Annotated in this window: 20 protein-coding genes; 8 read left to right on the plus strand and 12 right to left on the minus strand. The window is 47.1% G+C overall.

Annotated features, from left to right (window positions below):
- Positions 1 to 315 precede the first annotated feature (315 nt).
- From FC82_RS07055 to FC82_RS07075, 5 genes are all read right to left on the minus strand, one after another.
- Positions 316 to 1,311, minus strand: a complete 996-nt coding sequence (locus FC82_RS07055) for a LacI family DNA-binding transcriptional regulator (RefSeq protein WP_056996596.1) — start codon at positions 1,309 to 1,311, stop codon at positions 316 to 318.
- Positions 1,312 to 1,618: 307 nt separating this feature from the next.
- Complete coding sequence (locus FC82_RS07060; protein WP_056996597.1) at positions 1,619 to 3,082, minus strand: UDP-glucose--hexose-1-phosphate uridylyltransferase; 1,464 nt, start codon at positions 3,080 to 3,082, stop codon at positions 1,619 to 1,621.
- A gap of 2 nt (positions 3,083 to 3,084) precedes the next feature.
- Positions 3,085 to 4,089: a UDP-glucose 4-epimerase GalE gene (gene galE / locus FC82_RS07065; RefSeq protein WP_056996598.1), complete on the minus strand. Its 1,005-nt coding sequence runs from the start codon at positions 4,087 to 4,089 to the stop codon at positions 3,085 to 3,087.
- A gap of 111 nt (positions 4,090 to 4,200) precedes the next feature.
- Entirely contained in the window at positions 4,201 to 5,376 is a 1,176-nt protein-coding gene (locus FC82_RS07070; RefSeq protein WP_056996599.1) for a galactokinase, read from the minus strand.
- Between the two features lie 538 nt (positions 5,377 to 5,914).
- Positions 5,915 to 7,648 (minus strand): phospho-sugar mutase, encoded by a 1,734-nt coding sequence (locus tag FC82_RS07075; RefSeq protein WP_054759376.1) that lies wholly within the window; start codon positions 7,646 to 7,648, stop codon positions 5,915 to 5,917.
- A gap of 329 nt (positions 7,649 to 7,977) precedes the next feature.
- On the opposite strand from FC82_RS07075, the gene FC82_RS07080 reads away from it, so the two are divergent.
- Positions 7,978 to 9,369 (plus strand): DUF2252 domain-containing protein, encoded by a 1,392-nt coding sequence (locus tag FC82_RS07080; RefSeq protein ID WP_056996600.1) that lies wholly within the window; start codon positions 7,978 to 7,980, stop codon positions 9,367 to 9,369.
- A gap of 60 nt (positions 9,370 to 9,429) precedes the next feature.
- On the opposite strand, the gene FC82_RS07085 is transcribed toward FC82_RS07080, so the two are convergent.
- The 4 genes from FC82_RS07085 to FC82_RS07100 all read right to left on the minus strand — a co-directional run bounded on the left by FC82_RS07085 (position 9,430) and on the right by FC82_RS07100 (position 14,142).
- On the minus strand, positions 9,430 to 9,705 hold the full coding sequence (locus FC82_RS07085) for a hypothetical protein (protein WP_054759371.1): 276 nt from the start codon (positions 9,703 to 9,705) through the stop codon (positions 9,430 to 9,432).
- A 256-nt stretch (positions 9,706 to 9,961) separates the two neighbouring features.
- Complete coding sequence (locus FC82_RS07090) at positions 9,962 to 11,662, minus strand: hypothetical protein (protein WP_056996601.1); 1,701 nt, start codon at positions 11,660 to 11,662, stop codon at positions 9,962 to 9,964.
- 293 nt (positions 11,663 to 11,955) lie between these two features.
- The gene (locus FC82_RS07095) at positions 11,956 to 12,603 is read right to left on the minus strand and encodes a nitroreductase (protein ID WP_054759370.1); all 648 of its coding nucleotides are present in this window, start codon (positions 12,601 to 12,603) and stop codon (positions 11,956 to 11,958) included.
- A 159-nt stretch (positions 12,604 to 12,762) separates the two neighbouring features.
- The gene (locus FC82_RS07100) at positions 12,763 to 14,142 is read right to left on the minus strand and encodes an MFS transporter (protein ID WP_056996602.1); all 1,380 of its coding nucleotides are present in this window, start codon (positions 14,140 to 14,142) and stop codon (positions 12,763 to 12,765) included.
- Positions 14,143 to 14,460: 318 nt separating this feature from the next.
- On the opposite strand from FC82_RS07100, the gene FC82_RS07105 reads away from it, so the two are divergent.
- The 4 genes from FC82_RS07105 (at position 14,461) to FC82_RS07115 (ending at position 17,639) form a co-directional block, all read left to right on the plus strand.
- The gene (locus FC82_RS07105; RefSeq protein WP_054759368.1) at positions 14,461 to 15,159 is read left to right on the plus strand and encodes a zinc metallopeptidase; all 699 of its coding nucleotides are present in this window, start codon (positions 14,461 to 14,463) and stop codon (positions 15,157 to 15,159) included.
- A 70-nt stretch (positions 15,160 to 15,229) separates the two neighbouring features.
- On the plus strand, positions 15,230 to 15,400 hold the full coding sequence (locus tag FC82_RS16990; protein WP_169790573.1) for a hypothetical protein: 171 nt from the start codon (positions 15,230 to 15,232) through the stop codon (positions 15,398 to 15,400).
- A gap of 580 nt (positions 15,401 to 15,980) precedes the next feature.
- On the plus strand, positions 15,981 to 16,772 hold the full coding sequence (gene map, locus FC82_RS07110; protein ID WP_056996603.1) for a type I methionyl aminopeptidase: 792 nt from the start codon (positions 15,981 to 15,983) through the stop codon (positions 16,770 to 16,772).
- 141 nt (positions 16,773 to 16,913) lie between these two features.
- On the plus strand, positions 16,914 to 17,639 hold the full coding sequence (locus FC82_RS07115; protein WP_056996604.1) for a demethylmenaquinone methyltransferase: 726 nt from the start codon (positions 16,914 to 16,916) through the stop codon (positions 17,637 to 17,639).
- On the opposite strand, the gene FC82_RS07120 is transcribed toward FC82_RS07115, so the two are convergent.
- The gene (locus FC82_RS07120) at positions 17,569 to 18,198 is read right to left on the minus strand and encodes a TetR/AcrR family transcriptional regulator (RefSeq protein WP_082620246.1); all 630 of its coding nucleotides are present in this window, start codon (positions 18,196 to 18,198) and stop codon (positions 17,569 to 17,571) included. The two genes, FC82_RS07115 and FC82_RS07120, sit on opposite strands and share 71 nt — an antisense overlap.
- Before the next feature lie 168 nt (positions 18,199 to 18,366).
- Between FC82_RS07120 and FC82_RS07125 the strand changes: the two genes are divergently transcribed.
- Together FC82_RS07125 and FC82_RS07130 are read left to right on the plus strand one after the other, a co-directional pair.
- Positions 18,367 to 21,300, plus strand: coding sequence for an MMPL family transporter (locus FC82_RS07125; protein ID WP_056996605.1), 2,934 nt, complete (start codon positions 18,367 to 18,369; stop codon positions 21,298 to 21,300).
- Positions 21,301 to 21,474: 174 nt separating this feature from the next.
- The gene (locus FC82_RS07130; protein WP_054759366.1) at positions 21,475 to 21,840 is read left to right on the plus strand and encodes a DUF488 domain-containing protein; all 366 of its coding nucleotides are present in this window, start codon (positions 21,475 to 21,477) and stop codon (positions 21,838 to 21,840) included.
- A gap of 39 nt (positions 21,841 to 21,879) precedes the next feature.
- On the opposite strand, the gene pgmB is transcribed toward FC82_RS07130, so the two are convergent.
- A complete protein-coding gene (pgmB, locus tag FC82_RS07135) occupies positions 21,880 to 22,551 on the minus strand; it encodes a beta-phosphoglucomutase (protein WP_056996606.1) in 672 nt (223 codons plus the stop codon).
- A gap of 140 nt (positions 22,552 to 22,691) precedes the next feature.
- A complete protein-coding gene (locus FC82_RS07140) occupies positions 22,692 to 23,153 on the minus strand; it encodes a universal stress protein (RefSeq protein WP_054759360.1) in 462 nt (153 codons plus the stop codon).
- A 416-nt stretch (positions 23,154 to 23,569) separates the two neighbouring features.
- Between FC82_RS07140 and FC82_RS07145 the strand changes: the two genes are divergently transcribed.
- A complete protein-coding gene (locus tag FC82_RS07145; RefSeq protein WP_056996607.1) occupies positions 23,570 to 24,232 on the plus strand; it encodes a DUF6198 family protein in 663 nt (220 codons plus the stop codon).
- The last annotated feature ends 104 nt before the right edge of the window (positions 24,233 to 24,336 follow it).

Raw genomic sequence — 24,336 nt, forward strand, 5'->3', positions numbered from 1 at the left:
ATTAGAACCAGACTTTTCTTGAGTGTTTTCCACTGAGTGGTACCTGCCACGTGCGCTTAGGCAACCGTGCAGAAACGTGCTCCGCAAGGCAGAGGGCTACTGCAGAAGCAACTCTGGGCACAAAAGTCAGACCCAGACTTTTGTGGGTGTTTTCCACCGAGTGGTACCCGCCACGTGCTCTTAGACAGCTGTGCAGAAACGTGTTCCGCAAGGCAGAGAGCTACTGCAGAAGCAACTCTGGGCACAAAAGTCAGACCCAGACTTTTCTGCCCAGAGTTGCTTCTGCTCCGCCCTCTAAACGCCTTGCTCCACACTCTACCTTGTGCTCTTTCTCTTCATCAAAGTCGTTGCAACCACCGTCTTCAACGGGACTTCCCTTCCGTCGTCCAGCCGCGACTTCATCATATCCACAGCCGTGACACCCATTTGATCGGTGTACACGTGAACGGCAGTCAACTCCGGATACACGTATTTCGCTACGGATGTGTCATTGAAACTAAATAGGCTAACCCGGTCCGGAACGTCAATGTTGGCTTCACCCAGCGCCTTTAGCGCCCCAATGGCCATCGGGTCGTTGCTGACAAAGAACGCGTGCGGTAAATCATCGCCCAGTTCGTGAATGGCCTGCTGCATGAGATCGTAACCGGATTGATTGGTGTAGTTACCCTCAAACGTCAGTCTGTCGTTAAACTTGCCCTTTTCCGTCATGATTCGTTTGTATGTGTTATACCGCGGGTCGGGAATTTTCAGTGCCCGGTCGGTCGTATATTCAGACCCGTAAATGATACCCACCTGGTCACTTTGTTCCAATAACAAATTTAACGCTTGGGTCACCGGTGTCTTAAAATCGGTGACCACGCTGTCGAACCCACGGTCGATTTCACTCCAGTCAACGAACACCAGGTTATTCGTCAGCTCGCTAAGTTGACTCACTTGGTCGGCGCTGTATTTTCCGACGGCAATAATGCCATCAACATCCTGACTGATTTCTGAAACCTGGCTTTGAAAAACGGGCGTGGTTTGGATCTGTAATTCCTGACTGCGTTTTTCAATCCCCATACGGATGGCCATGTAGTAGAGGTCATCCATTTCCTTATTTTCTGAGTACCACTGAACAACAGCGATCCGGTGCACTTCAGGATTCTTCGGTGACCGCTTGATTTTTGTGTAGTTTAACTCCTCAGCAATCTCAAAAATGCGTTGCCGAGTGTCATCACTCACGGATAGCGTGGTGTCGTAGTTCAGTACTCGAGAAACCGTGGATAAGGAAACACCCGCTTTCTGCGCAATATCTTTTAGTGTGACTTTCATGATGGGCGCCCCTCCTAGAGTGTTCAGCAGGGCGGTTAGGAGGCCGTACACACTAGCTCCGTACCCTGTTATACACGTTCCGGCTAGATAAGAGAAACCCTCTCTATTTAGCCTTCCATAATTATTTACATCATTAATTGTGTCGCATGGAAACCCTTCCGTCAACCACTAAAACGGGTTCAAGCGCCGCAATATCCTCTTCAAAATGAAACAGTCTATTACAGAAGCCACGCTGCTTCAAAAAGGCATTCACCTTCTGAACCATCGTGGCTTTTGTTTGGTCATCAAAAACGTTTCTTTAACTAACCTACTTTAATTGGCCGATAAACCGGTCAAAGGCCGCTTCACCGTCAGCTGTCTGTTTGAACACGCCAGCATCCTGCAAAACACGGGCAAAGACTTTCCCGATAGCTTGATCAATCAATTGATCAGCGTTGTCGGCCGTAAAGTCGTTGTTGGCCTTCAAATCATCGGCCCAAGCCTTGTGGTAGTCCTTCATCTCGTTAGGTTGATCAAGGACATACTTCTTAACATCCTGCATCTCAGTCTTGAGACGGGCAGGTAAAATCGCGCGACCCATAACTTCAATGAGACCGATGTTTTCCTTTTTGATGTGTTGAACATCCTGATGTGGATGGAAAATGCCGTCCGGATATTGTTTTGAGGTTTGGTTATCTCGTAAAACGATATCCAGCACAAACTTGTCACCCTTGCGGTAAGCAATCGGCGTAACCGTATGATGCCGTTCACCATCGGTGTAAGCGCGAACGTCAACGGTTTCGTCCGAATACTGTTTCCAAGATTCGGCAATCAGGTTGGCAGCGTTGATCAGTGAATCTGGGGCATCGCCAGTCAGACGAATCGTAGACATTGGCCATTTCACGATCCCGGCATCCACGTCGTCAAACCCAGGCAAGGTGACCTTGCGTGCAACCGGCGCTTTCATCATCGGGAACTGGTGCCGACCGCCTTGATAATGGTCCTGAGCGAGCATTGAACCACCGACAATTGGCAAATCAGCGTTACTCCCCACAAAATAGTGCGGGAAAGTGTGGACAATTTCCAATAGGTTAGTAAACGTCCGTTGCGTAATGGCCATCGGCCGGTGCGCCGCCAGCAAGAAGATGGCATGCTCACTGAAGTAGGCGTATGGCGAATATTGGAAGCCCCATGGTTCACCGCCCAGGGTCATCCGAATCACCCGGTGATTTGAACGCGCTGGGTAACCTAAACGCCCTAGGTAACCTTCGTTTTCAATTGCCAACTGGCTTAACGGGTAGGTGTTCGTCTTTTGGTTCCGGGCCGCTGCGATTGCCTTTGGGTCCTTTTCTGGCTTAGAAAGGTTGATGGTAATTTCCAAATCGCCAAAGTCTGTTGGGGCATCAAAAACAATATTTTTCGCAATGGCACGCGTCTTAATGTAATCATTCTTACGACTTAAATCGTAGAAGTAGTCAGTAGCTTCTTCCGGACTGTTATTGTATTTGTTCCAAAAGGTGGTGTTCACATTTGCGGGCGTTGGCGTCATCAGATCAGTCAGTTGCGCTTCAAGAATGTCCTTGTCCGTCTGACTGTCTTCGATTTTGCCATTCTTAACGGCCGTTTCAAGCAACGCATCAAGCACGTCTAACAAATCATCGCTTTTCGCGTCAATCGCATCAGCATCACCCACAAAACCGAGTACTTTATTAGTGACGTAAATTCGGTCAAGCGGTTGATACGTGCCGCTTGCAATGATTGCGTCAACAAATTGATCGACTGTTTTGGCCATGATTATGCTTCACCCCGATCGTTGTAACCCTTTGGATGGCTTTGCTTCCAGTTCCAGGCAGTGCGAATGATTTCTTCAACATCATCGTACTGCGGCTTCCAGCCAAGAATCTTCCGCGCCTTGTCAGAGGCGGCAATCAAGGTACTTGGATCACCGGCGCGCCGTGGGGCGTCTTCGGCAGGAATTGGTTGACCGGTAGCCTTCCGGACAGCTTCCAAAATTTCCTTGTTTGAAAAACCAGTCGATGAGCCTAAGTTGAAGGCATCACTGTCGTGGCCGTCCTTGAGATATTCAAGCGCCAAAATATGGGCGTCAGCTAAATCCATAACGTGCACATAGTCACGAACGTTAGTCCCATCCTTAGTTGGATAGTCGGTCCCAAAGATTTTCAGCCCGTCACGTTCGCCGGCAGCCACTTGGAGAATAATAGGAACCAAATGAGTTTCTGGATGGTGATCTTCACCAATCGAGCCATCGTCCTTAGCACCGGCAACGTTGAAGTAGCGTAAAGCCACGAACTTGATACCGTATGCCTTGTCAGCCCACTTGATAATTTTTTCCATGCAGAGTTTTGATTCGCCGTATGGGTTAGTTGGAATCTGCGGGTCCGTTTCCTTGATTGGAATCTGCTTTGGTTCGCCATAGGTCGCAGCGGTACTTGAGAAGATGATCCGTTTGATGTCGTGATCCTTCATCGCTTCCAACAGTGTGATCATGCCACCGGTGTTGTTGTCAAAGTACTTCAAAGGATTTTCCATAGATTCTGGCACGATTGAAAAGGCTGCGAAATGAATCACGCCTTCAACGTTGGTTTCAGTCCCAAATACACGGTCCAAGAACCCACGGTCGCGGATATCCCCCTGGTAGAAACGTGCCTTGGGGTTCACTGCGGCGCGGTGACCAGTGATCAAGTTATCGATCACGGCAACGTCGTAGCCCTTTTCAACTAAACGATCAACGGTGTGAGAGCCGATGTAGCCGGCACCGCCTAAAACAACAACTGTCATGTAAGTAGCCTCCTGTAATTCTCTCGTCTTATCTCATAAACAACACTCACTGGGCGGGGCCAGCGAGTGTCGCTTGTATCACTTTAATTGTACGCTTTTACTAAAACTAGATTAAGCTTTGATTTCCTTTGGACCATCAGCAATATTAGCAACATAGAAACTAGCATCATAACCGATCTCCTTCTTATAAACGTCGCCGACTGCCTTAGAGAAGGCATCGACCTTGTCCTTGTTCACAATGGCAATCGCACAGCCACCGAAACCGGCACCAGTCATCCGGGCGCCAAGGACCCCATCTTGTTGCAAAGCCGTTTGGACTAAGCAATCCAATTCCTTACCGGTCACTTCGTAGTCGTAACGTAATGAAACGCCGGAAGCGTTCACTAACTTACCGAACTTCACTAAGTCGCCATCCGTTAAGGCCTGCTTAGCGCGCAAGGTCCGTTGGTTTTCGATAACGGCGTGACGGGCACGCTTGATCAGGGTGTCATCGTCGACCAGGTAGGAGTCTTCGTCAAATTGATCCTGGGTCAGTTCACCTAACGTCTTGATATCGACGCCGCCCTTTTGCATCCGGGCAACAGCTTCTTCACATTGGTTGCGGCGTTCGTTGTACTTAGAATCAACCAGTTCACGGCGCTTGTTGGTGTTCATGATAACGACCACGTTATCGCCTAATTCAGCTGGAACGTATTCGTACTTCAGTGTGTTGGTATCAAGCAAAACTGCTTGGTCCTTCTTACCCATCCCAATGGCGAATTGGTCCATGATCCCAGTATTCAAACCAAGATAGTCGTTTTCAACCGCTTGGCCGTTCTTAACCAAGTCAAGCTGTTCCAAGCCCCAGCCAAATTCAGTGTTGAAAATGTTGCCCAGCAATAATTCAATTGATGCAGATGATGACAAACCGGATGCATCTGGCAGGTCACCGTGAACAAACAAATCGAAGCCATGAGGGGCAGTAAGGTTCTTGTTTGCTTTTAATTCGTAGAGCACGCCACGGACGAATTTGTCCCAGCTTAAGTCCTTCTTGAAATCGAGTTCATCAGTTGTAAATTCAATGACGCCGGCGTCTGGAATGTTGGCGGATTGCACGCGGATCTTGTTATCCTCACGTGTTTTGTAGACCCCGTAAGTCCCCATGCTGATAGCACATGGGAACACGTTGCCACCGTTATAATCAGTATGTTCACCAATCAGATTGATCCGGCCTGGAGCGAAGTATACCTTGTCAGCTTCGTAGCCGAATGCATCGTTAAATTCCTTTTTTAAACTTTGATAGTCCATGATCACGCCTCCGTTTTTACTAAAACTTTTACCATAAACTAAGATACGCCAAATGCCGTCACAAGTCAAATGTAATCGGTTACTTTTCAGGAGTAAAATTTCACAATCTCGTTTTTTCTTGTGAATTTTACTACGGTTATTGGGTTTGCAGGTAAGTTATACGTCACTTTGCTGACTAACTCTGCGCACTGAAGGTCTCCTTTATTGGTTACCATAAAAAAACGATTAGGAGTTACCGCCAGGAAAGTGGTTGCCGTCTATAACTGATAATTAACTAACTGGAAAACCACTAGTTTTACTTTCAAGCCAAGTTTTTAATGCCCGAACGGAAAAGCACCTGAGTGCATCTTTGCTCAATTCGCACAACCCTTGATCATCATCGTTTATGGTCATTAGCTCAGATGGTTACTAATGCAATGATTGTTGTGATAGAAATGGCTCATTGTTGTCAATTAGCATAAAGTGCGTTTAAAAGCGTATTACTCACGAAAAAAACGACCACTCAAGATGAGTGATTGCTAGCTGTTATCCGTAAAAGTTAATCGAACTTAGCCACCCATTCGTCAAGCGCGTTGACGAAGTTGGTGAGGTTCTGGTTTGCTTCAGCATCAGTCTTGCCACTGGTACCAGTGTAGAACTTGATTTTGGGTTCGGTTCCGGAAGGCCGGACAGCGATCCACGTGCCATCCGTTAACCAGTACTTCAACACGTTTGACTCTGGCAGATCCAATTTATCAGTGGTGCCGTCTGTGTGGGTTGCTGTTTGGGTCTGATAATCATCGGTGGTTTCAACTTTGACGCCGGCAAATTCGGTCGGTGTATTTTCACGCAAAGCGCTCATAATAGCCGCCATCTTGTCAGCACCATCCACGCCGTCGAATTCTTTAAAGGTGGTCTTTTCAGCGTAAAATCCGTATTCCTTGTACAATTGCTGAATACCATCATAAAGTGTCAGCCCTTGTTGCTTATAGTAAGCAGCAACTTCCGCCAGCAAAATAGTCGACTGAATGGCATCCTTGTCCCGAACAAACGGGTTGATCAGGTAACCGAAACTTTCTTCGAACCCGAACAGGAAGGTGTGGTCGTGATTTTCTTCAGCCAGTTTGATCTGTTCAGCAATGTACTTGAACCCAGTCAACACGTTCTTCATTGTGACACCGTAATGTTCGGCAATCTTAGTGGCAAGTTCCGTCGAAACAATGGACTTCACAACAAGCCCATCGGCTGGCAATGCGTTGGCGTCCTGCTTGGCCTTCAGGATATAGTTCAGCAAAACAGAAGCAATTTGGTTGCCAGTCATCAACTGGTACTCACCGTTTGGCATCCGAACTGCGGCGCCCAAACGGTCGGCATCAGGGTCAGTGGCTACTAATAAATCAGCACCCTGTTCCTTCCCTAATTTGATTGCCATGTTGAAGGCTTCGGGAAATTCTGGGTTCGGGTGTTCAACCGTTGGAAATTCAGGGTCAGCAATTGCTTGTTCCTTGACCATCGTAAAGTGGTCATAACCGGCGTTTTTCAGGGCACGGTAGCCAATGACACGCCCGGTCCCATGAAGCGGTGTGTAGATCAGCTTCATGTCCTTACCGACTTCATCAATCAGTTTGTTATTGATGGAGACTTCAGCGATACCTTTGAAGTAGTCTTCATCGACGTCTTCGCCAATGATGTGCATAGTGTCAGATTGACGGAGTTTTGGTTCGGCAACGGTTGCCACCGTGAACAAATTATCAATGCCACGCACATAATCAGTAATCTTGTCAGCTTCAACGGGCGGCATTTGACCGCCATCCGGGCCGTAGATTTTGAACCCGTTATACTGCTTCGGGTTATGACTAGCGGTGATCATGATTCCAGCGTAGGTGTGCAAATGACGCACTGCAAACGACAACTCTGGGGTTGGCCGGATGTCATCAAAAACGTAGCTTGGGATTTTGTGGGCCCCCAACACCATTGCGGCGTGGTGGGCAAATTCACGTGACTGGTAACGGGAATCGAAGCTGATGGCGACGCCGCGTTGTTTGGTCTCTTCATCTAAAGTATCCATGAATCGGGCTAAACCTTCAGTTGCTGAACCAACCGTGTACAGGTTCATGCGTCCGATACCGGGACCAATCAAGCCGCGCATTCCGGCCGTCCCAAAGGACATTGGTTTTGTAAAGGCTTCTTCAAGTGCTTCATTATCGTTGGCCATGTCAGCCAAGTCAGTGGCTAATTGTGGATCAAGATTTTTATAGTTCTTCCAGGTTTGATAATTATCTTTCCAGCTCATTAAAAATCGCTCCTTATTATCGTTTCTTATTTGCGATAGACTAATTATACCGTTTTCATTGTAACGCAGAAAGTCGAAAAATAGTAAAAATTTTACTAAATAATCATTCAGTGCATAGCACCTGAGTTGAAAGCCCTTCCACATTCCATTCATCTGACGATCCTATGCGCCTGCTATGAACTATTTTTATCTTCTTGCGATGTCTGGTTTTCCCCTGTAATCTTACAAAAACTGCTTTTCCACAGAGTCGGTTGCCCATACTAACGCTTCTGGCTCAGTCATGGTACACTTGTCGATGAAATGCGTAAACTCGAAAGAAGGTCATTATATTGTCAGTCCGCCCCTATAGTTTTAGCCAAGTTCAAATCACCCAGTCCCTTGAAAAACAGGAAAAACTGGGTAAGACCATCCGTAAGACCGCGCCTTTCGAAACGCTGGGCAGCTTTAAGCCGATCTCCCGTGATCCCAATCGACTGATGGATCAAGTTCGGCAGATTTTGATTCCAGAACTGTTGCCGGAACGCACTCAACGGATGAGTGAGTCGCTCTTCACGTTCTTTCGAGGAACGGCAGAACTGATGGAATATGATTTAGCTCACCAAACCAACTCGCCGATTCACGCCATCACTTGCGGTGACGCCCACGTCGGAAATTTCGGGCTGTTTGCATCGCCGGAACGGCACCTGTTGTTTGACTTGAACGATTTTGACGAAGCCGGCATCAACCCATTCGAATGGGACGTGAAACGCCTCGCCGTCAGTGTCATTTTGGCGGCTGGCGAACATCCTGATTTTGACAGCTCGCTGTTGCCTGCTTTGCTGAAGGACCTTGGCCGCTCCTACCGCGAAAGTATGAACGCCATGTTTGAACGCACCACCTTGAACCGCTTCTATCCTTTAAATGAAGTTGAGACACTGCTGAACGCGATTCCCGATGAACTGCAACACAATAAGAAACTCAAAAAGTTCATGGAAAAGGCCGGCAAACGCGATTCTGAACAAGTTGTCCGCAAGTTCACTACAACCAAGGCAGACGGGACTTGCCTGTTCAATGAGAACGCGCCGCGAACCCGTCACGTTAAGGATAATGTCACAAAAAATATTGAAAAATACCTTTCTGACTACCGTGATACTCTGCAGCCGGATGTCAATATGATGCTGTCGCAGTTTACGGTTACCGATGTGGTGCGGCATAGTGTGGGCGTTGGCAGTTTTGGTTCCCGCTGCTACCTTGTCCTAATGACGAGTACCGATGGCAGCCACCTGGTGCTCCAAATCAAAGAAGCCCTGCCGACCCGTAAATTGGCCGATCGCCTCCCTGATGAAGCCAGTGTTGCTTTTGAAAAGAATGAAGGCAAACGAATCGTTTACTCACAGAAGATCCTACAATCTGCCTCCGACCCGTTTCTCGGTTATTTTGCCGGTACGTCACGCTCCTACTACGTCCGCCAATTCCGGGATATGAAGGCTTCCGTTGACCTTAGCCAACTTGACTGGGAACAGTTTGAGGCTTACGCCAAGACCTGCGCTTGGATTCTCGGCACCGCTCATGCTCAGAGTCCGACTGCCGGAATGATCCTCGGCTATGTCGGCCATTCTGAAAAGTTTGATACCGCCATTGCTGACTGGTCTCAAGCATACATTGAGCAGGTTAAGGGTGACTATCAGGCCTTTAAACTGTACCGGTTAGCAAAGGATGCAGAGCAGCTCAGCAACGCCTAATTTAATTAACAATCAAAACGTGCTCATGACTACCAAAAATGGTAATTGTTGGCACGTTTTTTAATTGCGTTCGGGCAGCAGCAAATTCAACGCGTGCTCGATGGCCGCTCGCCGGCGCTGAAATTCTGTCAAAACGGCCTCGCGCGGGATATTTTCGCGCAAGACTTCCGCTAGAATATCATCGTCCGTCATATGCAAACGGTCTTTCGACACGAATTCGTAACCGAACCCATTTTTAAACCGGTAGGGGCGAACGATGACGCCGGGGCCAATGTTAAATTCAATCGGAACTTCAATCATATGATGATCTTCAATCTGTTTCGTACGTAAATACATTCAGTGCCTCCTCTGTCTTCCGTTCCATTCAATGAGTGTCCCAGTTTTTCATTCAGCTGTCTAAGAAATACGATCAATCTCTGCCGCAATACAGTCCACTGACTTTATTTACACTTCATTAGTTGCTGAAATATCGGACAATACCCATAACTACGCAAAAAAATGACTACCAGCTCAAAACTGACAGCATTTTTCGACAACAAAAGCCGGCAGCAGTCATTTCGACTGCTGCCGGCTCAAGTCATACGATTTTATTTTATGAATTCCAGAGCACATCAAGCAATTCTTGTGCAGATTCGTTCAAACTGTCCTTAGACTTATCAGTGCCAAGGTGGGCGTAAATTTCACCCACGTAGATGCCTTGCTTAAACAAGTGGTTAAAGACTTTGTCGATAACTGGACGGGTCTTTTCCTCTTCTTGAACAGGGCCGAATGGGTTAGCGAAGAAGGTCGTGCTCATCCCAACTTCATCAGTGGTTCCAAGCGCAAACCGCTTCCCAGTGATAAAGGTCTTCTTAGCATCATCTTCGTTTTCAAATTGGTGGATTCCAATTTCAGTATCGTAGTTGTTGGCGTAAACCCACATGTCAACTTGGTGGTGCTTAATGACCCGACGGTAAGAATCGGCTGGGATAATAACCCGGGCGTTCTTCCGGTCAGGATTCAAGTAAACCCCACGGTCCATGTTGTTGAAGGCCACGGCGGAACTCAAATCATCCAACCGGACGAAGGCGCCGATTTCTGTCCCCTGAGCATACATGTTGCCGTCACTATCAAAGGCAAAGCTGCCCATGTCATCGAAAATCGTTTCCAAACTGATAATCTTGTCATCAGCGATTTCTTGCAGGGCTTCCAATGATTCAGACTTCCCGGCACCAGAATCGCCGAAGAAGACAACGTTCTTGTTCTTGCCGTTTGCAAACTTGATTCGAACCATTGAACCGTGAATTGGCAGGTGGTTCTCATAGATCATGTGCAGGTTATGCAGGGTCAAGCACATCTTCTTCATGTAACCGAAGTAGGTGGTCTTGTCGTTGTAAGGAACCTCACCGACCCAGATGTCATTTTCTTCATCGTGGTGGTAGTGGCAAACGTCGCCCTCAGTCTTGTCGATCCCAAATAACAGAATTTCATCTGGCTTGTGACCAGCAACTTCCTTAGCGTCAGCAACTTCAAACAAGTTGGCAAGTGAGATACCACTTACGAAGTAGTCACGGTGGAAGTAGATGTAGCAAAGGCTTTCACCGATCTTAGCTGGGAAACAGTACCATTCTTTGCGATCGCCATGGAACTTGTCAATTGGGTTGTCAGGAACGGCAGTAAAGGTCCCCTCACGCTTGTTGCTTGGCGTGGTCATCATCATTGGTGGCCGTAAGCTCAATGTGTCCAGGAAACGAATTGGCTTCAATGCTTCGTAACCCTTTGGGATTGGCCAGTCGTGTGATTGAGTCAGGACAACAGCAGAAGTCCCAGCACTCACTTGACGGTATGTCTTGTTCTTAAAGCCCTGAAGTTTTTCTTCAAGTGTCCGGTATGAGCGGATCACTAGGCTATTAAATTGATCATCTAATTGCATGAACGTGTTGGCTGAAGCTTCACTGCCATGCAGGTTCAAAACGCCGATTCTCAGGAATGACCGGTAGTATGAATAAAGGTTTTCAATACTATCAAGGATTTCATATCGGTTGAACTTATCGTAGGCGTCTTCACGATCAAGTAATACTGCTTTCACAGTATCCAAGTATGTTTTCGGGTCGGTATCCTCAAATTCATTATCGGTACCTTCCTCGTGGTGACTGTGTTGTTCAAGATATAAACGAACGACTTCAAACAATTCCTTACTGTTAATTAACGTAAAGATGTCTGACATGTGCTTGCTGCTATAATCGATAACAGCGACGTCTCGGGCTGGGTTCATGTATAACGCAGCCGTTTCAACATTCTGTGGTTCTGTCATATAATCAAGTTCTCCTTCCAGGTCATTTTCTCGACTTAAGGCTATTGTAGCCTATTTAAACACGAACGAAAATACAAAAATTAAATATAAATAAAAAAATTAGCATTTTTTCATATAAATCGCTTACATCTCATTTAGCAGTACAGAAAGGAAGCTGTACCAGTCTTTTCATATCTTATCATTTTAATAATTTTCGTGAAAATAGGACTTTTCATTTTTAAAAAATTAGAAAAAATGACGTATTTTTTAATATTTATACATTTTTGCAATCAGTGATTTTTTGAAACGTTAAATTAGTCCTTGATAGTTAAAATTTGATCCAAGGGCATCCGGTTTGACCGATATGCGTTCATGGGTGATTCTGCTTCGTAGCCGATTGCAATCCCGATGACCAATTGTTCACTATCTGGAATGCCGAGTGCCTGCCGGGCCAGTTCCGGATACTTTACCAATGAATAGGAGGGAATTGTACCCAAACCTTTGTCAGTGGCAGAAAGAATTAACGCCTCAGCAAAGCTGCCAAGGTCATAAAGTGACCACTGCGGGCTGGATTTTGGAATCGTGAGGTAGGCCACCGCTGGCGCATTGTACAAATGGCGCTGCGACTCTGGATAACTCACGCCGTGTTCCTCACCATAGACTGCCCGACGTGTCGAATTTTCCCGCATGTTCGCCTGTTGCGGTTTATCCCATAGTTCCCGATGTTGCACCGGAATATCCGGATGCGAGTCCACTCCCTGGGTTTCATAAGCTGCCTGTTGCTCGGCTAAATGGCGCATTGTTTTGCCCATTGCAATATAGATTTTCCAAGGCTGCGAATTGACCCACGACGGGCTTTTTTGTGCCTGGGCTGCCAGGTCAGTCAAGAGTGCCTTTGAAACCGGCTTATCGCTGTATGCTCGGACTGAATGCCGCGCGTTAATACTAGCTTCAACTTCCATGTATCATCATCCCATCTATTCAAAATATCACTCACGCTGAAACAATGGTGACGGTTCCAGCAGTCAAGACCATCATACCGCAAAAGTACCTCATAATTTCGCAAAATTTTGCCACAGAAAAACGGCTGCGGGAAATGACCGCAACCGTCTCTTTCGTTTTTATGAAGCTGCTTGTTGCTTATTTTTCAGTGCCAAGGCTAAGGCCAGCCCGATAATTTCCAGGGCAAAGAACACCCAGAACACAATGTGGAAGTTACCCAGCGTGGCCGTCTTCACGTGACCTAATGACAACAACAAGGTGGCCACTGCGACCCCGGTGGACCCGAGCAGTTGCCGCATCGTCGTAATGACCGCCGTCCCATGAGATACCAGATGTGTCGGCAGAGCATCCGCGCCCAGCGTTACCGCCGGCATCATGACAAACGCATTCCCGCCTTCGATCAGCATCGCAATTGGCATCATGCCCCACAGACCGACTTGTCCGGGAATCAACACCAGAAGTCCCCAGCCGGCAAGAATCATGATCATCCCGATCAGCAGAACTTTTTTAAACCCCAGACGGTCAGCAAGTTTCCCCGTAATTGGGTTCAATATGCTCAGGAACACCGCCCCAGGGACCAACGCCATCCCAGAAATAAACGGGCTGACGCCAAGCACAATTTGGTAATACAGTGGAAAAACAATGGTGACCACAATCAGTGCGATGTAAGACAACCCCGTTAGCCAAACGGCAATGTTGAACTGACCCACACCAAACACCCGCAGGTCCAACAGCGGTGTTTCAAGTCTGAACTGACGCGTCGCAAACAGGATAACAGCCAGCACACTAACAATCAGAATCCCCCAGGCTAACGGCCAGTTCACACCGGTTTGACCCGTTAAATTAATGACGTACAAAATACCGATAAACCCGACCAGACAAATAACTGACAGCCAGTCCAAACTGGATTTATCACTGGGCATGACGTTCACGATGGTACGCGTTGCCAAAATAGCCACCAAGGTAATAATTACCAAGAACACCCAGAACAACCCCTGCCAAGTCGTAAACTTCAACACGATTCCTGAAATGATGGGACCAACCGCTAACGCCGATCCCATGACCAGTCCGGCAACACCCATGGCACTGCCGCGATCTTCCTTTGGCGTGATTGTCAGCAGTACTGTTTGATAGGAAGGAAAAAGGATGCCTACCCCTACAGCTTCCATTGCCCGGCCCAGCAACACTAACGGAAAATTCGGTGCCAGAATAATCAGCAGTGTGCCGACATCAAACATGACCAGCACGAACAAGAATAATGGCTTAAACCCAATATTATTCAACAACCAAGGGCTAATCGGCATCATGACACACATGATCAGCATGAACCCGGTGGTCAGCCACTGCACTGTCGAAGCGGAAATACTGAAATAACGCATCAGCGTCGGGTAAGCTGTGGACAAAGCTGATTGACTTATGGACATCGTAAAAGTACCCATCAGCAGTGTGGTAATAAACCACAACCGCCGTGAGTCCCGTAATTGAACTGCATCAGACATACAATGATCTTCCTCTCACATTAGTTTAGAACGATTCTTATCTAATCCACCTTTATCTTAGCGCTTTAAAACGCAAATGTAAACATACCCTCTTCTTGGATGCCAATCGTTCACGCCTATGTCCTGCTAGAGATGTGTTTTATTGGCGACTCGTTTGTGCTGATTATTTTCGCGCGTGCGAGACAATTTAGCGATACGTATGAAACCGGCACCAACGCTAAGAATTTCATGAAATCAGAGGATTTTCCGTGACTATTATAGTTCTTCTTGATAAAATATTAGTCAGCATTAGTCAAAGTATTTAAAGGAGGAACCTGAATGACATCACCCATCTTTGCCCTGTTTGACCCCACCTATTTCTTAGTGATCATCGGTTTGGTATTATCCATGGCAGCGTCCGGTTACGTCAACAGCACGTTTCGCAAGTACGATCAGTACCGCTCTCGCAGTGGTGTGACCGGTACGGATGCCGCCAACTATATTTTGCAGCAATCCGGCATTACCGATGTCGGTGTCACCCAAATTTCTGGTAATTTAACGGATAACTACAACGGACAAACAAAGGTATTGAGTCTGTCACAATCGACCGCTAATTCAACCTCGGTTGCCGCCGTTGGTGTGGCCGCCCACGAATGCGGCCACGCTGTGCAAGACGCGACCAACTACGCACCAATGCGCCTGCGAACGGCCATCGTCCCACTGGCAAACATCGGCTCCTCACTATCGTTACCCCTGATTATCATTGGGGTCGTGCTGAGTTTTAACCAAACGCTGGTCCATATCGGTATTCTCCTCTTCTCGCTTGCCCTGCTCTTCCAACTGGTTACATTACCGGTTGAATTCAACGCCTCCCACCGTGCATTAAAAATTCTCGGTGAGGGCTTAACTCAGGAGGAAGTACCCATGGTTCGCAAAGTGCTCACAGCAGCAGCCCTCACATATGTCGCTGCTGCCCTGTCCACTTTCCTCCAGCTTCTTCGGCTAGTGCTCCTCTTTGGTGGTAATCGCGACAATTAGTGTTTCCGTGTCGGAACCGTCAGAAAAGCGCTATAATGGATTGTGAAGAACATGTAAAGTAGGTGTAAATATGGACTTAATTTCTTATCTGAACGACCAAATCGATTTCTTGACAGAACAATTTAACGACGCCAAAGACAAGAACGACGTCACCATGCGTTACATCGTCGAATCCCGTCTTGACGAAGCAAACAAGATCATGAAGGCCATCAAAAATGGCGACATTACAAGCTTAACTTAGGCTGTTAGTCTAGAGGCCATCACCGCGAGTTGCGTTGGTGGCTTTTTTTAATAGGTTGCGGTATTCTTTGGGTCGGTCGATTGATTGATTTAGAAATTTCTGCAGTCGCCTACTACTGCCATTGGCTCTCGTTGTCGACTGCTTACTAGACGCTGGAAGTGCAGCCTGATGTGACGAATACAGGCCACTGCAACTTGGTGTATTTTTATAAAGCTCTTGGCTAATATTATGACTGCGGTTTGCTGACGTAGTGAACTGGGTTGTTTATGGCGACGCGCTCCCTTTTTTTATTGCCGAAATGTGTTCCGCAAGGCAAGGAAGCAACTCCGGTCACAAAAGTCTGGAGCTCGTTTGGTTGAACTTTGACTTGGGTTGCTTATTGCGACGCGCTCCCTTTTTTTATTGCCGAAATGTGTTCCGCAAGGCAGGGGGCTCCTGCATAACGGACTCTGAGCCAAAAAGTCAGGCCCGGACTTTTTGGCTCAGAGTCCGTTATGCTCCGCCCCCTAAACGCCTTGCTCCACACTCTACAAAAGGTGTACATTAATACATGAGACTAACTTCAAAGGAGAAAAAGAATTTGATTACTTTAAAATCACCTCGTGAAATTGAAATGATGCGTAAATCTGGTGCCATTTTGGCTGGTGTTCACCTCGGTCTGCGCGACATTATTAAACCTGGTATCTCCTCATGGGATATTGAACGGTTTGCTAATAAATATATTGAAGAACATGGCGCCAAGGCTGAAGAAAAAGGCTTTGAAGGGTACAAGTATGCCACCTGTGTCAGTGTCAACGATGAAGTTGCCCACGCCATTCCCCGCAAGGAATTGCTGTTAAAGGAAGGCGATATCGTTGCCGTTGACATGGTTGTGAACTTGGATGGTTTTATGAGCGACTCTTGCTGGACCTACGCCGTTGGCAAGATTTCAGAAGAAAAACAACACTTGATGGACGTTACCCTCAAGGCACTGTACTTGGGTATCGACCAGGCCGTTATTGGCAACCGGATTGGTGACATTGGTTACGCCATTCAGCACTACGTTGAAGACGAAAACCACATGGGTGATGTCCGTGAGCTGATTGGCCACGGTATTCAACCAACCATGCACGAACAGCCAAACGTGCCCCACTACGGTGAAAAAGGTAAGGGTCTGCGATTACGTGAAGGCATGACCATCACCATCGAACCTATGGTCAACACTGGCACCTGGGAAATTATTTCTAAGAAAGTCCCTGGCGACACTTGGGAATACTACGCTTCTGCTGATGGTACCCCATCCGCACAGTACGAACACACCTTGGTTATCACGAAAGATGGCCCAAAAATCTTGACCTCACAAGATCCCAAAATGGATGCTAAATACCTTTAATTCATAACATAAAAAAATCGCGTCCCCCCAACTAGTTGCTGGAGGCGCGATTTTTGTGTTGTAATCACTTTTTACTTTACTGGCCATGTGGTCTGTTACAATAAATGTAATACCGAAAATTTTTAAACAAGAAGGTGCACCATGCCAATCACGAATAACACCCCCGAAAAAAACGTTCAGGGGCTCTTTAACCGCATTGCCGGCAACTACGATGACATGAATAACTTAATCACCCTGCGGACGCACCGCCATTGGCGAAAGGTGACCATGAAACAGATGGCGCTTCGCCCAGGCGACTTTGCCATCGACGTTTGCTGCGGAACAGGAGACTGGACCATCGCCCTGGCACAAGCGGTTGGCCCCGCTGGGCACGTGGTCGGCCTCGATTTTAGCAAAGAAATGCTAGCAATCGCTAAACGAAAGGTTGAGGCAGCCAACCTAGAAGACAGAATTACGCTTGTTCAAGGTGATGCCATGAGCCTACCCTACCCTGCTGATTACTTCGACGCCGCAACAATTGGGTTTGGCCTGCGCAACGTTCCTGATGCCAGTCAAGTCCTCAGTGAAATGACGCGGGTCATCCACTCCGGCGGTCAGGTAGCTTGTTTGGAAACATCGCAGCCCACCCAACCGATCATTCATCTCGGTTGGCAGATCTACTTTAACCTGGTTCCGATGATGACCAAACTGGCCGTGCACAATTATCAAGATTACGCCTATTTGCAACGAACGACCGCTGAGTTTGTCACCGCAGAACAACTCAAAACGATGTTCCAAGAAGCCGGGCTGCATGACGTTACTTACCGGCAGTTTGATCTGGGCGCGGCGACGCTGCACTTGGGACGACGACCATATCCGGGTCACTGATTAGAATGGCGAGATACTGGTGAGCTTGTGCCTTAGTTGTGGGCTGCTGTTTCAGAAAGATCCATTCCAGTAACATCATTACCGTGTAACAACACTGGTCGACCATTAGTTCAACGGGAATGCGAAACTTCATGTGGCCGAAGTGGTCTGTAAATACGCGGTGGATCGTATCTCTCAAATAGCGCGTAAAGCTGTTCAGCAGGGTGCCGTTGGCCTCGTTGTGTTTGAGGATGCTGTCCAACAATCGACTATTATGCTCAAATAGATCGTAAAGCCGATCAAAATATATCAACAGCAAATCGTCATTTTTAGCCAGTGCGCTGACATCGTCAATACCCACATCTTTTGCCAATAAATACCAAACATAATTCACTAGATCATATTTATCGTCGAAATAATTATAAAAAGTCGCCCGCGGAAAATTGCTCTGATTGCATATTTCGTTAACGTTAATGTCTTCAAACGGCTTTTGAGCCAGCAGTGCCATCGCCGTATGCGAAAATGCATACAACGTCCGTTGCGCGCCACGTGTCGGTTTCTTCGACAAATCGTACTTCATGAAAGCACCCCTTTTGCATTTTCAAGTTTCTGTCTAAATTTTGGCAGGAGCTTTTTTTTGTAGGTTGAAACCTTATTGCTGTGAGTTTATCATCATAGTGAAACTTATACAAGTGTCTAAATTTAATCACTCGTTTATATAATTATAAGGGAAAAGGGAAGAAAATCTATGCAGAAATTTTGGAAGCATCACGGGCTTGCCCTGATCATGTGGATCGTGATCACCATTGCAGCCCTCGTTACGATGCCAAACGTATCGGCACTTGTGCGACAGCACGGTGCGGTGACATTACCATCGAACGTACAGAGTCAGGTGGCGCAAACCATCGAAAAGAAAGCATCGGGCAATAAAAACGTCCGTTCGCTGATCATTGTGTTTAATAAGAAGAACGGCAAGCTGTCGGCAACTGATAACCGCCGCATTACCAAGGCCGTTCACCGGGTGGACAACGATAATAAGCTGAACATCACGAGTTTGACCAGCGCTTATCAAAATGCGCAGGCCAAAAAAGAACTAACTTCGAATGATAAAACAACACAGTTGGCCATGATCACTCTGGAAAAGGGCACCTCTGTCAGCAAACAGGCCAAGATCATTCGTAACCACGTCAGGACAAAGGGTGTGCGCACCTATGTTACTGGGAGTGATTTGTTAAACGACGACTTCTCCACGGAAACCCAAGCGGGCTTGAAGAAGACTGAGATCATTGCGGCCATTTTCATCTTTATCGTTTTGATTCTGGTTTTCCGTGCTTTACCGATTCCGTTGATCTCACTGCTGACCGTTGGTATCTCCTATCTGGTCTCCTCCAATATTGTCATGAATTTAGCTGAAAAGATGAGTTTCCCAATTTCAAACTTCACCCAAATTTTTATGGTCGTAGTGCTGTTTGGGATCGGGACCGATTACAACATTCTGTTGTACAATCGGTTTAAAGAAGAGTTATCAAATGGGTTAACCGCTGTCGAGGCGGCAAATGTTGCACGGAAACACGCTGGCCGGACAATTCTGTTCAGTGGGTCTTCCGTTCTGATTGGGTTTACCGTTCTTGGGCTGGCAAAATTCTCGTTCTACCAGTCCGCGGTTGGCGTGGCTATCGGGGTCGTTGTCCTCTTAGCCGTGCTATTAACGCTCAATATGTTCTTCATGACCACCTTGGGCCGCAAAATGTTTTGGCCGAGCCGCAATCTTGATGCACACGGTCGCAATCGTGTGTGGGGATTTCTGTCAGCTGGTGCCATGAAGCACACCATTACCGCTATCGTGGTACTGTTAGTCATTTTCGTGCCACTTGTACTGACGAGTTCGCAAAAACTCAATTTCAATAACGCTGACGAATTGTCGAACACCATCGAATCAAAAGCTGGCTACAATCTGATTCAAAAGCACTTTCCAGCTGGTATGTCCGGGACATCAACGGTTTACATTGAAAGCAAACATGGCCTCAATACCCAAAAGGATCTCGCAGCCATTGACGACCTTACCAACTACCTCAAGGATGAACCGGGTGTGAAGACTGTGACCTCCGTCACCCAACCCGGTGGCTCTAAGATCAAGGCACTCTACCTCAAGAGCCAGTTAAAGCAGCTGGTTACTGGCCTAAATGAAGCAAATGCTGGTTTAAAAAAGGTCGAAACAGGGTTAAACCAAGCCAATTCAAAGTTGGGCACAGCAAGCTCCAGCAGTACCACATCGCAACTAAGTGAACTCACCACTGGGACAGCTAAGTTGCAGTCCGGTGCAAAGCAACTCAGCCAAGGTGTCTCGACCTACACGAGTGGGGTCAACCAACTTACCAGCGGCACTTCGCAACTGACAAGCAGCGCTTCAAAGCTTTCCAGCAGTGTAAGTCAGCTCAGCAAGTCCAGTCAGCAATTGGCTTCAGGCGCCAGCGCCCTCAACCAGGAAACAACTGCCAACGCTGCCCTTCATGCCAGCACATCACAGTTAGCCAGCGGTTCTTCACAGCTGTCCAGTGGGTTAAGTCAGTTGAACAGTTCTGTGTCACCATTTGCAAGCAGCAGTACGCAACTTTCAAGTGGGGCATCAAAACTGACGACCAGTGGCACAAAACTGGTTTCAGGTGCCCAGTCCGTTGCCAGTGCCAGCACCCAAGTGAACACCGGCGTACAGGAAATGAGCACGAAGCTCAAGAAGATGCAGACGCAAACTAAGGAACTGCAGGCCGGTCTGACCACCGCCAACCAGTCATTGAGCAAGATCGGTAACGGGACGGCAACGGTCAACAACTACCTCAAAGAATTACAAAAATCCTACGTGGGTAACGACTTCTACATGCCGAAGAGCGAACTCAATTCCAGTGCCTTCAAACCATCCATGAACACTTACATGTCCAAAAACCGGAAGATTGCCGAGATCACCGTTGTGTTGAATCATGACCCAAGCACAACAAAGGCTGCTGACCAAATCAACACGATCACTAGCGACGTGCACGCAAAACTGAAGCATGGCACCTTAAAGAACGCTAAGGTTAAGATTGGCGGGGAAACGTCGCAGACTGCCGATCTGCAGAAATTAGCCAACTCTGACTTTAAACGGACCGTCATTATTATGCTGATTGGGATCGGCATCGCGCTCATGTTTGTGACACGGTCATTGATTCAACCGATGACCATCATTGGGACGTTGACCGTGGCGTACTACAGCGCCCTCTCCATTACAAAATGGATCTCCGCCACCTTCTTGTCGCAATCGCTACTAACCTGGAACACGCCATTCTTTAGTTTCATCATGCTGATTGCGCTTGGAACCGACTACAGTATCTTCCTCATGATGCGGTACAGGGACGATGCGTCGATTATTCAGGATGTCCGAAAACGGATCATTAATTCGTCGGCGCTTATTGGAACAACGGTGATTTCAGCCGCAATTATTCTTGGCGGTACCTTTGCCGCCCTGATGCCATCCGGTGTCACAACTTTAATTCAAGTGGCACTCGCCGTTATTGTCGGCTTGATCCTGTTAGTCTTCATGTTGCCGACCATCATGCCGATCATGGTCAAGTTTACGTATCCTTACGTCCATGACAGGATGTACGACAAGGACCAAAAAGAACAACAGAACCAACGAGAAACTGAATAAGGTAATCCAAAAAGGACGCCGTCAACGACGTTCTTTTTGGGTCACGTTCTATGTTTTTAAACGTCACGCTATAGTCTTTAAGAATTTGACGTGCTTGCCGCCTGCCTCAAAACAGGATTCATTACCTTTAAATCAACTTATGGTATAGTGACCAATAAGAGGAAGGTGATTGAGATGCCCCTAAAAATTGAACGCATTTATACGAAACCGGTCGATATGAACGGCTACCGTATTTTGGTCGACAGAGTCTGGCCCCGTGGCATTTCGAAGGTCAATGCGGCGTTGGATGATTGGTACAAAACCATTGCGCCCACTAAAGAATTACGTGAATGGTTCGCACATGATCCGGAAAAATATCCTGAATTCAAAACCCGTTATGAAACTGAACTCAACGCTAATCCTGACCTTCAGGACTTCCTGAATTTAATCAAAGACAAACTCAAGCGCGGCAACGTTATCATGTTGTACGGTGCGAAGGATGAAACGCATAACCAAGCCGTTGTGCTGGAAGATTTTATTCAAGATAAATTGTTGCAATAAAAGACAGGTCACTCACTTACTCGTGAATGACCTGCTTTTTTATTGCAATGCGTGTTCAATATTCGTTAACGTTAAGGCCTTTGTGCTAGGTAATTGTACTTTGGCCGTTTTAATTTCTGCCGGGGTACCTATCCCAACCGAAACGGCACCTGACCCATTTAGCGCCGTCAGTCCGGGTTGAGAATCTTCAAATCCCATGCAAGTTTCGGGCGGCATCCGCAGCATCTCAGCGGCCCGCACATAGATTTCTGGATCCGGCTTGTTATGGTGCAAGGTTTTTGGATCCACTATCAGCGGGAAATAGTCGGTCAGCTGCATCTTTGCGATCTCAACGGGGGCGTTGACTGACGCGGAAGCTAAAACAATACCGTAGCCATTACGCTGCAGCTCGTTTAAAAAGGGCTTGATTCCAGGCAGGATGTCCTTTGGCGACATCGTCTGGATCAGTGCCAAATAATACCCGTTTTTGCGCACGCCCAAGCTGATTTTTTCTGTCTCAGAATAGGCATCCGTCAAGTCACCCGCCGCCAAAATTGTCGCCACAGCATCGTCACGACTCATGCCGAGCAGCTTATCAGCCAACGCCTGCGTCCAAGTGACGTTCAAGTCTGTTGCCAGCTGATGCCATGCTTGCGTATGGTAAGCGGACGAATCCGCAATCACACCGTGGAGGTCAAACAGACAGCCCTTTAGTTGCGAAAACGATGTCATTATACTTCCCTTCTTTACCGGTTAATTGCTACTATTATAGCATTGCAAACGGTTGCATTAAAGCAAAATAATAAAGCACGGAACCTCTCCCGTGCTTTATTTTAACGCGTCCCTCGTAAAAACAGGTGCCGAACGCCTTGTTATCTCACAACAATAACGGAGACCGGTACCTTTTTAGCCAACTGCACACTGACGGTACCGGGATTGCGGTGACTGGCAAATTCAGTGTCAGCCCCGCAAACAATCAGGTCAGGTTGAAAATCCGGAACGATTTGGTCAATGATGGTGTCGTCAACGTCGCCACCCTCACCTACGAATCCCGTTACATCCTTGATACCAGCCTCTTTAGCGGCTGCGGCATAACGGTCGACCACCGCCTGAACAGCATCCCGTTTTTCCTGCACCTTTGACGGTGTTAAGGAATCGTAAATATTGATATCCTGGCTTTCGATAACGGAACAGACACCCAAATGGGCCTGGTAATCACGGGCTACAGTCACGGCGTAACGAAACGCCCGCTGTGTCGATGTGCTGTCGTCTTCATCCACGGTCAGTAACACTCGGTGGAAAAAGAATGGCGTAAATTCAGTTGATTCTGACATATTTTAATATACCTACTATATTAAACGTAGAAAAGTAAGCTCAGTTACGTAGCTGTACTCAGAAAGAAAATATAGCTTCCCTTTCATAGTTGAATTGACAATGGTCGTCAAATGATTTCCATTAACTGCGGTCACAGTTCAGTCTAAACGATCAGATAGTTGGCAGAACCACACTGACCGTTAAACAATAGAAAGACAAGTTTGAATGGTGGCCACCGCTACGTTTTACTTTTTCTGTGGTCCCAAGGTTATTTTATAAGTTGTAACCCATTTCCGCAATTCTTTATTACGAAAACACCCAACAATTCCCCATTCATGCCTAAAAGGTTTTTTTCACACTCAGATGAAAGTTGTATAATATTGTTTTGTGAGGCGTTCATTAAGCGCCGCTAGTTCGATATCAAAAGGAGAGAACGATGTATCAACCAAACGGCAAACCAACTGTATTCGGCGATTTTGTGCTCCTACTAGTCTCTATCATCATCAATAGCTTCGGCAACGCCCTAACTGTCTCATTAAATTTGGGAAGTGCCATGTGGACGGCTTCAGCAGTCAATCTATCACACCTCTTCCCGGTCAGCCTGGGTAATATGTTGTTACTTGAAGGCGTTGCCGTTGTCGCAGTGAATGCTGTGCTGCTCCGGCACGCAGACTGGCACCGAATGCTGGGTAACTTTTGTTTCATGATTCCGTTCAGTTACTTAGTGAGCGGCTTAGCCTCGCTTATGGTCAAATTTGGCATCACCAATTTACCCTTAATTCCCGCCGTCATATTAGACATTGTGGGTATCATGATGATTGCGACTGGAATTTCAATCTATCAGCGCATCAATTTAATCCTACATCCAAATGATGATCTGATGCAGATCATCCGGTTTCGATTTTTCCACGGCAACGCCATTGTGGCGCAGTTAGTGTCTTATGCAACGCCGATTACGATTATCGTGATCACCTTGATTGTCAAACACACCATCTGGGCAGTTAACGTTGGAACGGTTGTCGCGTTGATTTTTCAAGGTACATTTATTGCCACCAGTGACCGATGGGTGTTTCGAAAGTTGAAGCACCAACGGCTATAATGCCGCGCAATATTAAAAATCTGGCATACCAACGCCGCCGCTTCCCCCAAAAAAATCATTCAGTGTTACACTTACGTTATAGAAAAACCCGTGCCAAACGTTGT

The sequence above is a fragment of the Secundilactobacillus collinoides DSM 20515 = JCM 1123 genome, from assembly GCF_001435975.1.
GTDB lineage: Bacteria > Bacillota > Bacilli > Lactobacillales > Lactobacillaceae > Secundilactobacillus > Secundilactobacillus collinoides.